Origin of the sequence: Simonsiella muelleri ATCC 29453, assembly GCF_002951835.1 — a bacterium.
Lineage (GTDB): Bacteria > Pseudomonadota > Gammaproteobacteria > Burkholderiales > Neisseriaceae > Simonsiella > Simonsiella muelleri.
The window spans coordinates 997,513-1,012,120 of sequence record NZ_CP019448.1 but is presented as its reverse complement, the minus strand read 5'-3'; the positions used below and the strand labels follow the sequence as shown (position 1 = coordinate 1,012,120).

Annotated in this window: 9 protein-coding genes; 3 read left to right on the top strand and 6 right to left on the bottom strand. The window is 40.3% G+C overall.

Annotation, left to right across the window (positions count from 1 at the left end; all coding sequences use genetic code 11):
• Positions 1-106 precede the first annotated feature (106 nt).
• The 4 genes from BWP33_RS04880 to fba all read right to left on the bottom strand — a co-directional run bounded on the left by BWP33_RS04880 (position 107) and on the right by fba (position 5,539).
• The gene (locus BWP33_RS04880; RefSeq protein WP_002641674.1) at positions 107-1,225 is read right to left on the bottom strand and encodes a hypothetical protein; all 1,119 of its coding nucleotides are present in this window, start codon (positions 1,223-1,225) and stop codon (positions 107-109) included.
• A 4-nt stretch (positions 1,226-1,229) separates the two neighbouring features.
• On the bottom strand, positions 1,230-2,150 hold the full coding sequence (locus tag BWP33_RS04875) for an ABC transporter ATP-binding protein (protein ID WP_002641675.1): 921 nt from the start codon (positions 2,148-2,150) through the stop codon (positions 1,230-1,232).
• A gap of 38 nt (positions 2,151-2,188) precedes the next feature.
• The gene (locus BWP33_RS04870; RefSeq protein ID WP_002641676.1) at positions 2,189-4,195 is read right to left on the bottom strand and encodes a BCCT family transporter; all 2,007 of its coding nucleotides are present in this window, start codon (positions 4,193-4,195) and stop codon (positions 2,189-2,191) included.
• Positions 4,196-4,474: 279 nt separating this feature from the next.
• Positions 4,475-5,539 carry a class II fructose-bisphosphate aldolase gene (fba, locus tag BWP33_RS04865; RefSeq protein WP_002641677.1) on the bottom strand — a complete coding sequence of 355 codons (1,065 nt, stop codon included), beginning with the start codon at positions 5,537-5,539 and terminating at the stop codon, positions 4,475-4,477.
• Between the two features lie 239 nt (positions 5,540-5,778).
• On the opposite strand from fba, the gene BWP33_RS04860 reads away from it, so the two are divergent.
• Positions 5,779-6,402: a Fe-Mn family superoxide dismutase gene (locus tag BWP33_RS04860; protein ID WP_002641678.1), complete on the top strand. Its 624-nt coding sequence runs from the start codon at positions 5,779-5,781 to the stop codon at positions 6,400-6,402.
• A 202-nt stretch (positions 6,403-6,604) separates the two neighbouring features.
• Here the strand turns inward: BWP33_RS04860 and glnD are convergent, their stop codons facing one another.
• Both glnD and BWP33_RS04850 read right to left on the bottom strand, forming a co-directional pair.
• Positions 6,605-9,136, bottom strand: coding sequence for a [protein-PII] uridylyltransferase (glnD, locus tag BWP33_RS04855; RefSeq protein ID WP_002641679.1), 2,532 nt, complete (start codon positions 9,134-9,136; stop codon positions 6,605-6,607).
• 141 nt (positions 9,137-9,277) lie between these two features.
• Positions 9,278-11,707, bottom strand: a complete 2,430-nt coding sequence (locus BWP33_RS04850) for a dynamin family protein (RefSeq protein WP_002641680.1) — start codon at positions 11,705-11,707, stop codon at positions 9,278-9,280.
• Between the two features lie 196 nt (positions 11,708-11,903).
• Here BWP33_RS04850 and ylqF point away from each other — a divergent pair, with 196 nt between their 5' ends.
• Together ylqF and BWP33_RS04840 are read left to right on the top strand one after the other, a co-directional pair.
• Positions 11,904-12,839 carry a ribosome biogenesis GTPase YlqF gene (ylqF, locus tag BWP33_RS04845; RefSeq protein WP_002641681.1) on the top strand — a complete coding sequence of 312 codons (936 nt, stop codon included), beginning with the start codon at positions 11,904-11,906 and terminating at the stop codon, positions 12,837-12,839.
• A 53-nt stretch (positions 12,840-12,892) separates the two neighbouring features.
• Positions 12,893-14,605: a DUF262 domain-containing protein gene (locus tag BWP33_RS04840; protein ID WP_002641682.1), complete on the top strand. Its 1,713-nt coding sequence runs from the start codon at positions 12,893-12,895 to the stop codon at positions 14,603-14,605.
• Positions 14,606-14,608: the final 3 nt, after the last annotated feature.

The following is a 14,608-nucleotide window of genomic DNA, read 5'->3' as shown; positions in this document are numbered from 1 at the left end:
AAAAAAATACAACAGGCAGCCTGAAAACATGATTTAAATTGTTCAAAAAATGTGGCGTTGCACCGTACCTTGTGCTTGTTTGTACTTTTTGAACGCTGGTATTTTATCAAGGATAAATCAATAATAAAAAGCAGAACCCAAACAAATATACCATCATCGCCATCGTAATCGCTTGATAACGCAATTTTAACCGCGCAAAAATCCACACCAACGCCAGTAATCCCCCTATCTGCAATAAATACAGTTTAGCCATATTCACGTCCAGCGGCAATGCCACCAACAAACCCAATGGAAACAACACCACCCAAGCAGGCAGCCTGAAACGCCCTTGTTTTAATTCCGCAAAACCTTGCGCTAAATGAAAATTATTTTGTGTCAAAATAGACACAATCGTTGCACAGCCGTAGCATAACACCAGCGTCTTTGCCATGGTGTCTACATTGGTAAAATTCCACGAAAATAATAGCGGCGACAGTAAACTCAATACTAAAAACACGCCATGTGCCGATTTTAAATGCAGACGTTGTGCCATTGCCGAATTGACCGCCACACTCGCAAAAATTGCCAACAACACGTTCCTAAACCAAAATTGTAGAATGTTATAAGTCTCGTCCGATGACCACAATAAATTTTTTAATGGATCAAAATTTAGATAATTAAGAAATATCATATTAATCAATAACATCAAAATAAACTGAATGGCTGAACCTGACCATTGTCGTAAACCGCGTCCAAATTGCAGTGCATTGGTCAACACCATACACGCAAACGCCCACGCCAGCAAAGGAAACGCCAGCAAAGTCAGTAGCACATTATTATTCCACGAATTATTATCAACCAGAGTAGTAGACAACACAAATGCTGCGATTAACAATACCCAACCCACCAAAAAACCCACCCAAGCCAATAACGGTGCAACCAAAATCCGTGAATATACCATTTGCCATGGTGACAAAGACGACATTCGCAATTGGTCAAACGCATTGGATTCCACATCTTGTTTCAGGCTGCGTTCTATCAAAAAATAGGTAACCACTCCTGAAATAAACATACCTCCCCAACCGATTGCCTTTAAATATCCCCAATCGTTGCTTTCTTTTGCGCTGATAAACAACGCGTATATCAGCAACACGCCCATCAGCAAACCACCACTCACATTTGTCCACCACAAACGCTGAAATTCTGCGTTGACATAAATTTTAGGTAATTTAATGTTTTCAATCATTTTATTATCCTTTACGAATATTCAGGCTGTCTTGATAACTTTGTAACAGTGAAGTTTTGACCGTTTGCACTTCCGAAAGCGGTAAATCTCGCGCCACCAATTCCCGAATCAACGCCACACGATTATTTTCACCTTGTGCCAATTGTACCCAAACGCCATCGGGTTTTGATTCTATATTTTTAATTAAATCAATTTGTTGAATTTGATTGATGCCGTTTTCAGGCAGCCTGAAAAATTTGAGTAATAAGGTTTGATGTGAATTTTGTTGTTCATCGTGTAAGGCTTGATGCGCTTGAATTTGTCCGTTTTTAATCACCAACATATGCGTACAATATTCGTCCAGCTCCGACAAAATATGGCTAGAAACCAGCATTGTCATGCCCTGTGTCTTGAGTTTCAGCAACAGCAACGATAATTCGTGCCGTGCTTCAGGGTCAAGACCGCTTGCGGGTTCGTCCAGTAGCAGAAATTTAGGTTGATGTACAATCACTTGTCCGATGCCTACGCGTTGTTTTTGTCCACGCGATAACGCATTCACTTTTTCGTAAACTTTGTTGCTTAAACCCAACAGTTGCAGTGTTTCACTCACGGCTTGTGCCAACTGATTGTCAGGTAAACCACGAGATTTTGCCGCGTAAGTCAAACATTGTACCACCGTCAAACCTTCAGGCAGCCCAAAGATATCAGGCAGATAACCCAATTGTGCAAAGCTCTTACGTGGATTGTCCAAAATCGGTGTGCCATTGAGTAATACCATACCATCGGTAGGCTGCTCCAGTCCCGCCATGCAGCGCATCAACGTAGATTTGCCTGCACCGTTTGGCCCAATCAATCCCGTGATGCTGCCTGCACTCAATTCCACATTAATATCATGTAAAACTTGGCGGTTATCGTAATGAAAATTTAGATTTTTAATTTTAATCATATGATTATCCTAAAATAAAAGAGCAGCCTGAAAATCCATCAACGAATCCGATGCAAAAAGTGCATATGCGTATGATATTGCTGAATAATATCATTAATTACACCTTCTTTACTCCATGCCATGATGTCGTAATCTTGTCCACCTTGAGTTAGATGCACTTCGGCGCGGTAATATTTATGCTCTTCGGGTGCGTCTTGCGCGTGTAAATATTGTTGTGAAACAGTAGGTTTGACGTAAGCCACCATTTTTACTTTGTAAGTGAATGGCAAATCTTCAGGCTGCTGTGCTGGAATACTTAATACCACATTACCCGACTTATGACTACTCACTTGTGCTTCTACGCCATTATGTTGTAATTCATCACACACTTCTTGACAGGCCTCGTGTACCGTGCTGTCAATAAATTGGCTCACACGTTCATGATTGGGAAAATCCATGATGACGTGTAAACGTTCACGCCATGCACCGCTGCCCATTGCAGGTAAAGGCGTGGTTAAACTCAATTGTTGTACTTCCATTTTTTGTGCATCAATGTACAACGCTTTCATCAATCCATACATTGCCACCATCAATGCGGTTACAAATGGTAATGCACTTGCAATTGTCATGGTTTGCAACGCACCCAATCCGCCCACCAACAGAAGCACAATTGCCACCACACCTGCACCAGATGACCAATAAATCCGATAACCCACGCCTTTGCTGCCTTGACCATTGGCGCACAACATATCCATGACCAACGCGCCCGAATCTGCCGAGGTTACGAAAAATACCACCACCATCAACAAACCCACACTGGTTAAAACGGTAGAAAATGGTAGATGTTCAAACATCGCAAATAAAGCCAATGATACGTCTTTATTCACAATTTCACCCAATTGATGAATGTGTTTATTTAAAATCATGTCAATTGCCGTGTTACCAAATACTGTCATCCACAAAAAGGTAAAACCAGTCGGTACAAGCAGTACGCCAGTTACAAATTGACGAATCGTACGACCATGCGAAATTTTCGCAATAAACAACCCCACAAATGGCGACCAACTCAACCACCAACCCCAATACAAAATCGTCCAACCGCCAAACCACGTGGTTTTTTCGTAGGCATACATATTGAAAGTCATGCTGACAATATTAGATGCATAATGCCCCACATTTTGTACAAAAGCCTGTAATAAAAATATAGTAGAACCCGTTATCAGTACAAAAAACAGCAACAGCACTGCCAACCCCAAATTTAATTCAGACAAAAATTTCACACCTTTATCCAAACCGCTGACCACCGACCATGTCGCCAAACCCGTTACCGCAATAATCAGCACAATTTGTGTCGGAACATTAACCGAAATTAAGTTTGGAAACAGATAATTCAGCCCCGTATTCACTTGCAATACGCCATAACCGAGCGAAGTCGCCACACCAAACAGCGTCCCCACCACCGCGAAAATATCCATTATATCACCCCATTTGCCGTAAATCCTTTCGCCAATTAACGGATACAGCGCAGAACGTAACGTCAATGGCAAATGATGCCGATAAGCAAAAAATGCCAAAATCAATGCCACAATGGCATAAATCGCCCAAGCGTGTAAGCCCCAATGGAAAAACGTCAAACGCATTGCTTGTCTGGCTGCCTGAACATCGCCACCTTGTCCCAATGGTGGTGACAAAAAGTGCATCACAGGTTCAGCCACACCAAAAAACATCAAACCAATCCCCATGCCTGCCGAAAACAGCATAGCAAACCATGAAAAATTGCTGTATTCAGGTTTGGAATGGTCTAAGCCTAATTTGATATTGCCATAGCGCGAAATTCCCAAATAAACAGTGGTCAATAAAATAATGGCAACCGTTAAAATGTAGTACCAACTGGCATTGTCCACAATCATGGATTGTAAATGTTTAAACGTGGCATCTGCCCATTTTGGTGCCAGTACCGCAAATGCCAAAATAGCCACAATAATGCCCGATGCGCCCATAAAAACGCGCGTATTGATATTGCGTTGTTGTAAACGCTGGTGGATTTGGTTGCAAAAATTCATCATTCCAATTCTCCCCAAAAATATTTAAGAGATACAAAGCGATTGCTTTTATCTTTTTTACCTTAACATGATAACTCATTCATGAAAAGGCAAAATCTATTTTTTGAGTTAAAATTTGGAAAATTTAATATTTTATGTCTGAAATATGAATTTTACTGAAATAATATTGTTTAAATAGATTTGAACTGTTTTTGAGTATGATAAAAAATCTTTTCAGGCTGCCTGAAAATACAAACAGTATGATTCAGGCAGCCTGAAAACAGGACTAGATTTTTATTTAATTTATTTAATAATTTGATTTAATTCGCCTTTTGAATAGCGCGTTGCCATTTTTTCCAATGAAATGGGTTTAATTTTGTCGGCTTGACCTTCGCAACCAAATGCCAAATAACGATCAATGCAAATTTGTTTCATTGCTTCAACGGTTTTGGCTAAATATTTGCGTGGATCAAATTCGGCTGGATTTTCAGTCATAAACTGACGAATTGCGCCTGTGCTAGCAAGGCGTAAGTCTGTATCAATATTGACTTTTCTTACGCCATGTTTGATGCCTTCCACAATTTCTTCTACTGGTACGCCATAAGTTTCGCCAATATTGCCGCCGTTGTCATTGATGATTTTCAGCCATTCTTGTGGCACAGAACTAGAACCGTGCATCACAATATGCGTATTGGGCAAAGCTGCGTGAATTTCCTTAATGCGGTCAATGCGTAACACTTCTCCTGTAGGCGGACGTGTGAATTTATACGCGCCATGGCTTGTCCCAATTGCAATCGCCAACGCATCCACACCTGTATCCTGCACGAAACGACGCGCATCTTCTACACTGGTAAGCATTTGGTCATGGTTTAATTTGCCTACCGCGCCAACCCCATCTTCTTCACCTGCTTCGCCTGTTTCCAAATTGCCCAACACGCCAATTTCGCCCTCAACCGAAACGCCACAAGCATGTGAAAATTCAACGACTTTTCGTGTTGCAGCCACATTGTATTCATAGCTTGATGGTGTTTTGCCATCTTCCATCAATGAGCCGTCCATCATCACAGAACTAAATCCCAACTGGATAGAACGTTGGCAAACATCAGGCGATGCGCCATGGTCTTGGTGCATCACAACGGGAATATGCGGAAATTCTTCCACTGCTGCCAAAATCAAATGACGTAAAAACGGCGCACCTGCATATTTTCGCGCACCTGCTGACGCTTGTACAATGACGGGTGCATTGACTTGATTGGCGGCTTCCATAATGGCGCGCATTTGTTCTAAGTTATTGACATTAAAAGCAGGTAAACCATAACTATTTTCTGCTGCGTGGTCTAATAATTGGCGCATGGATACGAGTGCCATAAAAATCTCCTAGAATTTGATTGTCGTGTAATTTTATGTAATAAAATTCAATTAAGTCCGCATTATAAACCTATTTTTTAATCACAACCAAACTAAATTAGCCTAAAAAGCATATATTTTTTAGCTCAATTTATCAAATTCAAATAAAAAATTACATTTAATTACTCACTTGCACGATTAAAAAACTACCGTTATCATAAACTCTTTCACACAAACCAAGACATAACAAGGATACTAACATGGCTTACACATTACCTGAACTCGGTTATGCTTATAATGCATTAGAACCGCATTTTGACGCACAAACTTTGGAAATTCATCACAGCAAACATCATCAAACTTATGTGAATAATGCCAATGGTGTACGCGAAACTTTACCTGCGGAATTCCAAGATTTGCCTGTAGAAGAAATGATGAAGCGCATCGGTGAGTTGCCCGCTGACAAACAAATGCCCGCGCGTAATAACATTGGTGGTCATGCAAATCACTCATTTTTCTGGACTTTGTTAAAAACAGGTACTGAATTAAAAGGCAGCCTGAAAGAAGCCATTGAACGCGATTTCGGTAGCGTTGATGCGTTCAAAGAGGCATTCGAAAAAGCTGCGCAAACTCGTTTTGCTTCGGGTTGGGCATGGTTGGTGGTAGAAAATGGTAAGTTGGCAATCGTTTCTACGCCAAATCAGGACAGCCCTGTGATGGGTAAAGAGATTGCTGGTTGTTCTGGCACACCATTGTTGACTTTAGATGTGTGGGAACACGCGTATTATTTGAAATTCCAAAATCGCCGCCCAGAATATATTAAAACATTTTGGAATGTTGTGAATTGGGACGAAGTTCAACGCTTGTACGATTCGGCTAATTAATTAGAATAAATAAAAAAAGAGCGGATGAGGTTTTGTCCGCTCTTTGGAATCTGTGATTGTCAGATTGTACGAATACAAGGTAATTTTTAAGCCAACACAGTAGGCGTATGAAGTAGCGATAAAAGCAAGCTATTTAAGATTCATGAACTCAGATTCTTAATTTTGGTTGGATTAAAAAACAGTTTTCAGGCTGCCTGAAAAATCACAAATTCACCATTGCCAATAAATCGCGTTTAAACACCAATTCTTTGTTTGGGTTATCTAAATTTTCACAATAAATGACAAATGTGTCCTCCACTCGGTCTGCCAATGTTGCGATTTTGGCGTGATACAAACGCACTTGATGTTTGGCGAAGACTTCGGTGATGTCTGCTAAAAGAGCGGGACGGTTAATCGCAATAATATCTAATGAATACCAATGGTTACGTTCGGTATCGGGGTTCAATGACACACGTGGCGCAATAGGTTGATGACGCGCACGGCGACTGGGTTTGGTGGTGTAACTGCGAATATCTTGTTTACCTTGCGTAAATTCTATCAATTTTTTCAATAATCTATGCTTAATATTGACACAATCATCGCTTGAGCAATAATCGGGCAATTGCACCACAAATTCATCTAAAACAAAATCATGTGCCGTAATCATTGCTTTTGCCGCCAAAATATCCAAACCCTGTTGGCTAATCACACGACAAATACGCGTGAACAGCCGTTCACTGTTTGGCATATAAACCATGATATGTAAATGGTCGGCTTTGGCGCGAATTTGGACGTGGCTATCATTTAGATTTTCAAGTATTTCAGGCAACTGCCACGCCACTTCATCATCATCGTAATAAACAAAATAGGCTTCACCTAGGGCTTGCCACAACTGATGGATTTGCGATTTGGAAAAATTTTGTTTTAATAATTCAAATGATTGCTTTTGGCGATTTAATGCAATATGTTGGCGATTGGGTGCGTGTTCGCCAGCCAAATAGCGCGAGGCAGCCTGAAACAAAGTTTCCAATAATTGTGCTTTCCAAGTATTCCAAATTTGTGGATTGGTGCCACGAATATCGGCAACCGTCAACAAATACAATGCCACTAATTTTTCAGTTGAATCAACAAATTGGCAAAATTTTTCAATGACTTCAGGGTCATGAATATCTTGTTTTTGAGCCACTACTGAAAACAGCAAATGATATTCCACCAGCCATGCCAATAATTCGGCATCATTTTCAGGTAATTTGTGGTCGGCGGCGAAGCGTTTGGCATCGGCAACCCCCAATTTGGCGTGGTCGCCGTTACGACCTTTGGCAATGTCGTGAAAAATTGTGGCTAAATATAAAACATATTTTTTATCAAAACCTTGCATCAAACTACTGGCAAATGGAAATTCATGGCTATGTGTGTCAATCGCCAAACGGCGAATATTGCGTAAAACCATCAAAATATGGTCATCTACAGGATAAATGTGAAACAAATCATGCTGTAACAAACCGACAATCTTGTCCCAATCAGGTAGATATTTTGCCAACACGCCATACAAATTCAACAAACGCATGGTATGCGTTATGCCTGTACCTATTTGAAAAAATTGTAAAAATTGTATTCTATGCGTTTCATTATTGTAAAAATCGTCATTGAGATTTTGTACGGCGTTCCACCAAGCGCGTAAAGTTTGTGGTGCGATGCTGTGCAAATCGTTGTGGCGTTGCAATTCTTGGACGATACCAAAAATGTGTTCAGGCTTTTGGGTGAAAATTTGTTTGTTTTTGGCGGCAATTTGATGGTTAATATGGTAATAATATTCGTTGATTTCGTGGGTAATGCGCGGATAATACGCATAAATCCGACCTCGTAACATTGGGATAATAATTTGATTTAATTGTAGAATGTTTTTACTGGCGCGATAGAATTGGCGCATTAATTGCTCCATCGCTTGTTGGGCATTATCGCCATAACCCAAATTAGCGGCGACTGTATTTTGCAAATCAAAAATCAGGCGGTTTTCTTCGCGTCCGGCCGCCAAGTGTAATTCAATGCGAATTTGCGCCAACACCCGATGGCTGTTACGCAGTAAATTGGATTCTATCTGGTTGATGATTTTATCTTTTTTGAGTTGTTCAAAATGCGAATTTAGATTTTGGATTTTTGCTAACCACATCATTGTATGAATATCGCGCAAACCGCCTGCACCATTTTTAATATTTGGCTCTAACATGAGTGCGGGTTGTTTGGCATGGCGTTGCTGCATTTCCAGCAATTTGCCTTCAATAAATGACAAATTGTCGCGCTGAATGTGGATAGCAGCCTGAAAATCCTGTGCTTTTTTCAGGCTGCCTGCTAAATAACGCGATTCTAAAAATGCGGTATCGGCGGTTAAATCGGTTTGTGCGCTATCGCACAATTGTTTGAGGCTGCCTGATTTGATGGCGGGGGAAAGTGACAAATTCCATAATTGTTGCGTGAATATAATAATTTGATTTTTTTGATTTTCTGTTAATTCATCTGTGGACACAATCGCTAAATCCACGTCTGAATGCGGATACAATTCCTGCCGTCCATAACCGCCAGTCGCCAGTAAAGCCAGTGGCGAATTGGTGCCAAAAATCTTGTTCCACAATGCGTCAATCGCCAAATCCACTGCGTGTGTGTGGTCACGCAAATATTGCCATGGACGATGATTTGCCAAATAGCGTTCCATAATTTGCCATTTAGCGGTGTATAAATTTTGAGCTATGTTATTCATATAATTTATATTTTTTAAACTAAAGGCAGCCTGAAAATAGGTTTATCACATCTTCAGGCTGCCTGAGATAATTGCTAATTCATTATTTTTAATTTGAAAATTAAAAATAATACAAACGAATTGTCAATTTTCCCTAATGGTTTACTGGAATTGCTCTTGGATTTGCATTAAATCTGTCCGTACCTCATTGTTTTGTAAATTAATTTGGCGAATTTGTTCACGAATCGCATCAATATTGGCGGCGTTTCGTTGATTGAATTCAAAAGATTGTTTTAATTGATTTTTCATTTGTTGTGTGATTTGCGTGATGGTACGCAAATTGCCTTTGACATATTCTTCCTCAATTTCAACAAATTGCGCTTCAACCGCATTTTTCACTTTTTTCAAGATATTCATTTGAATATTATAAATAATATTAGCGCGTAATTTTTCTTTATCGTCCGTCCAATAATCCAATTTCACTTCCAATTTGCCGCCACGCCAAATTTTTCGTGCAACCCACGCTAATGCACCGTCTTTTTCACGGACTTCGGTTTTTTCTTCGTAACGCATGTTGCGCTCGTAAGTGTAATCTTCGGGCGTGATGTGGTGTTTCATGGAATCGTTCATGCTGGGGATAGATAATTCAATTTTCACGTCATTTTGATGGAAGGCTGCCTGAACTTCACGGACGATGTCACAAATTTCTTTTTCAATTTTGGTTAGTTCAAAATATGCTAATTTTAAGCTGTCACTGATGATTTCATTGGCAGCCATATAAGCAGTTTGATTTAATTGAGAAATAATTTGCTGGCAGCATTTTAAGAAATCGTCGCGTTGTTCTTGGCTGGTGAAAACCAATTTACCATCTTTGGTTTCGTGCAACAATTGTTCGGCGCGAATGCGTTCCATTTGTTGTTTTTTCAATTCTTCTTGGGTGGTCATTTTGCGGAGGTAATCGCGTACTTTGACGTATTGGCTGTTTTCGTCAATGGATTGTTGGGCATCGCTGACGATTTTGCCAAAAGTCCTATCTACTTCTTGAACAATATTTTTTTCCAATTCGGCAACTTGTTTTTGAGCGTGTTCCATGCTTTTTTCACTCAAATCCATCAAGCATTCTTGGAAACGATGTTCCAAATTTTTCAGGCTGCCTGAATATGCCTGCAAGCTAATTAATAATCTTTGTAAATCAATATGTTGTGAATCTGTTTCGTTTTTGGCGATTGCCATGCTGAATTCACACACCGCATTCAAACGTTGCACCAAATCCCCCACATTCGCCAACGCCGATTGAATTGCCACCACAGGTGCAGTTTGATGAGTTTGAGCAATGGCGCGTTCAATGGGTTCCAGCATCAGGCTTTCGTCTAAGCGTTTTTGGGCGCGTTTGGTGATTTTGTCTAAACTTTCATCGTCCCAATCTTCTGCATCGCTTACGCCCAATGCCATTTTGGCGAAATCTTCCACCCAACTTTCTTCAATAAAATCAGGTTTTTCTGAATTGCTTGCCAGCGTTTGCAGCATGCGATTAGACAAATACGCATGACGCGCCGACACAGGGAAAATGTGTTCACGTAATACTTTGTCTTTTAAAAAATCGTGGAAAACCAAATCCTTAACGGTTTCTGCATCATCGGAATTTGCATCACGCGCATCGTAGCGATTCACCAACGCAAACAAGCGATCCTGCGCCAGTGTTGGCATGGCAAGCAATTGTTGTTTGACGCTGTCGCTGGCTTCGGATTTCAATTGTGTGTAATCCAATACCAGTAGCACAGCAGAACTGCGATTCAATTGTTCGTCCAACATTTTGCGTAAAGCATAATTTTGTCCTGCTTCATTGGGGCCTGGTGTGTCCAATAGAATTAAATTACCTTGTGATGCGTCTTTGTCTTTCAAATGGAAAAATTCCACTTCTATGACTGGCAGCTGATTGATATTTTTGCATTCTTGATAAGGGAATGAAATCGACTCGTCTAATTTATTGTGGATAATTTCCGCTAAACGCACCAAATCATTCAGGCTACGCAAAAAGTCAAAAATGGCATCTTCACCGACATATTCGGCATCAAATTGCCAGCCTGATTGAATTTGAGTGATGAGTTCTTGAATATTCACTTCTTGCAAATCAGGGTGTTTGAGCCAATCGGGATTTTGTGCCAATTTATCTTTCAGGCTGCCTGAAAAGGCTTGCACGGCGGGATTATGGAATTTGAGTGTTGGCGTGGTTTTACCTTGTACATGAATGATTTGAGTCGGCAATGCAGTCATGGGGCGGTTGCGGTTGGGCAAAATTTCGCGCCCAACAATGGCGTTGATGGTGGTGGATTTACCTGCTTTCATTGTACCGACAACGGCAAGTACCACATCAAATTTTTGTAATTTTAAAATTTCGCCCTCCACAATGGCGCGGCGTTCGGGCAATTCTTCGCGAGTGAGTAAGCCGTCTTCATTTTTATCGCCAGTGGTGGGACGAATCAAACCTAATTCTTCAATATTTTTGAGTAAATCCAATTGCTTGGTTAAACATAAAACCGTGCGGTCGCGATAGGATAAAACTTCTTCTGTACTCATGGTAATGGGGTTCATGGGAGTCCTTTTGTGAGAAAACACAGCGAATATTCTAAATGAATAAGCATACAATATTTCAGGCAGCCTGAAAATGCTTTTCTTGGCAAAAATATAGGAAAATCAAATAGCATCGTCTATAATTGCGCCATTATTTTCAGGCTGCCTGAAAACTTATTTTCCTTTATTTATTAATTGATTCAATAGAAAGAATATTATGGCCATTCAATGGTTTCCCGGACACATGAACAAAGCAAAAAAAGCCATTGCCGAACGAGTCAAAAGCGTGGATATGGTGATTGAAATGCTTGATGCGCGTTTGCCAGCGTCCAGCGAAAACCCGTTGCTCGCGCAGCTTTCTAGAGGTAAACCAAAATTAAAAATTCTTAATAAGCAAGACCTTGCTGATTCAGAACGTACCGCCATTTGGTTAGCGCACTACAACAGCCAAGAACAAACCAACGCCATTGCATTGGACAGCTCCGAAAAATCCGCCACCGCCAAAATTACCGCAGCTTGTCGCGCACTTGTTCCCAACCGAAAAGGCATTGATAAACCCTTGCGTGTGTTGATTTGTGGTATCCCCAATGTCGGTAAATCCACATTAATCAATGGTATGATTGGCAAAAAATCCGCCAAAACAGGCAACGAACCTGGTATCACCAAAGCCGAACAACGCTTATTTTTGGCAGACGATTTTTGGTTATACGATACCCCTGGTATGTTGTGGCCGAAAATTATTGTAGAGGAATCAGGTTACAATCTTGCCGCATCAGGTGCAGTCGGACGCAATGCGTTGGATGAAGAAGAAGTGGCGTTGGTGTTGTTGGATTATTTGCGTCGCCATTATTTATTGTTGCTGCAAATGCGTTATGCAGCAGACAAAGACCCGTCGAGTCATTGGGACGATGTGGCGTGGTTGGAGTGGATTGCCAAAAAACGTGGCGCATTGCTTGGCGGCGGACGCGTGAATTACCAAAAAGCCGCAGAAAATGTGCTGACCGATTTCCGTGAAGGTGCAATCGGACGCATCACGCTGGAAACGCCACGCCAATGGGAAGAATGGCTTAAAGTCGCTCGCCGCCGTGAAGCCGAATTGAAAGCAACTCGTGAAGCCAAAAAGTTAGCACAAAAAAATCAATCTTCTAATTAAATTTATTTTTTCAGGCAGCCTGAAAACTTATTGATAAAATATTAAGGAATATTATGGACGCAGGTAAACGTCTCATTAACGATTTATTTAATGGTAACCGAACGATTTTCATACCTTTTTTTCAACGTTCCTACGTTTGGAAAGAAGAGCAATGGGAGCGATTTCTCGCCGATATGGAAATGGTCAGCGAAGAAAAACGCACTTATTTTCTTGGTTCGGTCATTCTCAAACAAATGCAAAACAACGGTAGTGGCAACGGCGATGGCGACATTCGTACGCTAATTGATGGACAACAACGCTTTACCACACTTAATATTTTCTTTAAGGTATTGTATTTAAAATTAAATCGTAATGAAAGTTTTGACCGTTTGTTTCGTTTGGATAATGCAACCAAAAGTTTAGCGTTGCAACACAATTACAATGACATACGAGCCTTTGAAAAAGTGCTGAGCTTTACCGAAGAACAGGAATTAGATGCCAGTGCCAATAATATTTTTGCAGTATACGAGTATTTTCGTAAAAACATTGAGTTAGATAAAATTGATGAACAAGCCATCAAAAATAACATCATGTTTGTGGGCATAGATTTGGGTGATAGTGATGATGAACAACAAATTTTTGACACCATCAATTCATTGAGTGTGCGTTTGACTACTGCTGAATTGCTGAAAAATTTCTTTTTTGATCGCAAAGAAGATGTAGGCAAATTTCAAAAATATTGGCAATCGGTGTTTGAAGGCGAAAGCCAAACCCGATTTTGGGATTATGAATTTACCGTCATCAATGCCAGTCGCGCCATTATTGACATTTTTTTCTATTCCTATTTGCAAATCAAAATCCAAGACCCTGATTTAAAAATATCATCTGCAGATAAAACGGCATTCAGCCGCATGGGGAGTGTGTTCAATTCATATAAAAAATTGATTGAAATCTACAAATTGGATAAAACCATTATTTTTGAAGAAATTCATGAATATGCCAGTTTGTTCCGACAAAATTTTGATTTCACCAATGCCCAAGTCATTCCTCAAGAAAATGATATTAGGCGATTGAATACCATTATTTTTGGTTTAAAATCATCAACTTTAATTCCTTATGTGATGTATATTTTGAAACACGTTACCGATATGCAGCAGCGCAATGAGTTGTTTGGTGCAATTGAAGCCTACATGATGCGGCGTATGATAACGCGCTCTTCAACCAGTCATTATAATGCTTTGTTTTTCCGAATGATTGTCAATAAAATTTTGTCTCGGTCGCAATTTATCGCGTATCTGCAAGCGCAAGATGACAGCGTGAACGCCATTCCAAGTGATGAAGATGTGAAACACGCCATTCATCATCACGCACTGACTAATTTGCAAGCCAAAGGTATTTTGTATTTATTAGAAAGCAAAATTCGCCATGAAAATTATCAAGCTACGCAATTATTGAGTTTTCAAAAGTACAGTTTGGAGCATTTGATGCCTAAAAAATGGCAAAAAAATTGGGTATTAAGTCATTACACCGCCGAACAACGCGACAAAAAAATCCCCACATTGGGCAATTTAACCATCATTCCTCAATCACTTAATAACAGCATCAGTAATGCCGATTGGACCAACAAAAAAACAGGAAACAAACGCAGCAGCGGCTTGATTCAGTACGCCACAGGCTTGGAAACGTTGACACCGTATTTGAGTTTTGCGGATTGGAATGAAGATGCCATTACCAAACGTGCCGATGATTTATATCGCTATTTTGTGAATATTTGGTCGTTAAAATAATGG

Coding starts and splice junctions, on each gene's coding strand:
- BWP33_RS04880 (WP_002641674.1), bottom strand. CDS start 1,225: ATGATTGAAAACATTAAATTACCTAAAATTTATGTCAACGCAGAATTT.
- BWP33_RS04875 (WP_002641675.1), bottom strand. CDS start 2,150: ATGATTAAAATTAAAAATCTAAATTTTCATTACGATAACCGCCAAGTT.
- BWP33_RS04870 (WP_002641676.1), bottom strand. CDS start 4,195: ATGATGAATTTTTGCAACCAAATCCACCAGCGTTTACAACAACGCAAT.
- fba (WP_002641677.1), bottom strand. CDS start 5,539: ATGGCACTCGTATCCATGCGCCAATTATTAGACCACGCAGCAGAAAAT.
- BWP33_RS04860 (WP_002641678.1), top strand. CDS start 5,779: ATGGCTTACACATTACCTGAACTCGGTTATGCTTATAATGCATTAGAA.
- glnD (WP_002641679.1), bottom strand. CDS start 9,136: ATGAATAACATAGCTCAAAATTTATACACCGCTAAATGGCAAATTATG.
- BWP33_RS04850 (WP_002641680.1), bottom strand. CDS start 11,707: ATGAACCCCATTACCATGAGTACAGAAGAAGTTTTATCCTATCGCGAC.
- ylqF (WP_002641681.1), top strand. CDS start 11,904: ATGGCCATTCAATGGTTTCCCGGACACATGAACAAAGCAAAAAAAGCC.
- BWP33_RS04840 (WP_002641682.1), top strand. CDS start 12,893: ATGGACGCAGGTAAACGTCTCATTAACGATTTATTTAATGGTAACCGA.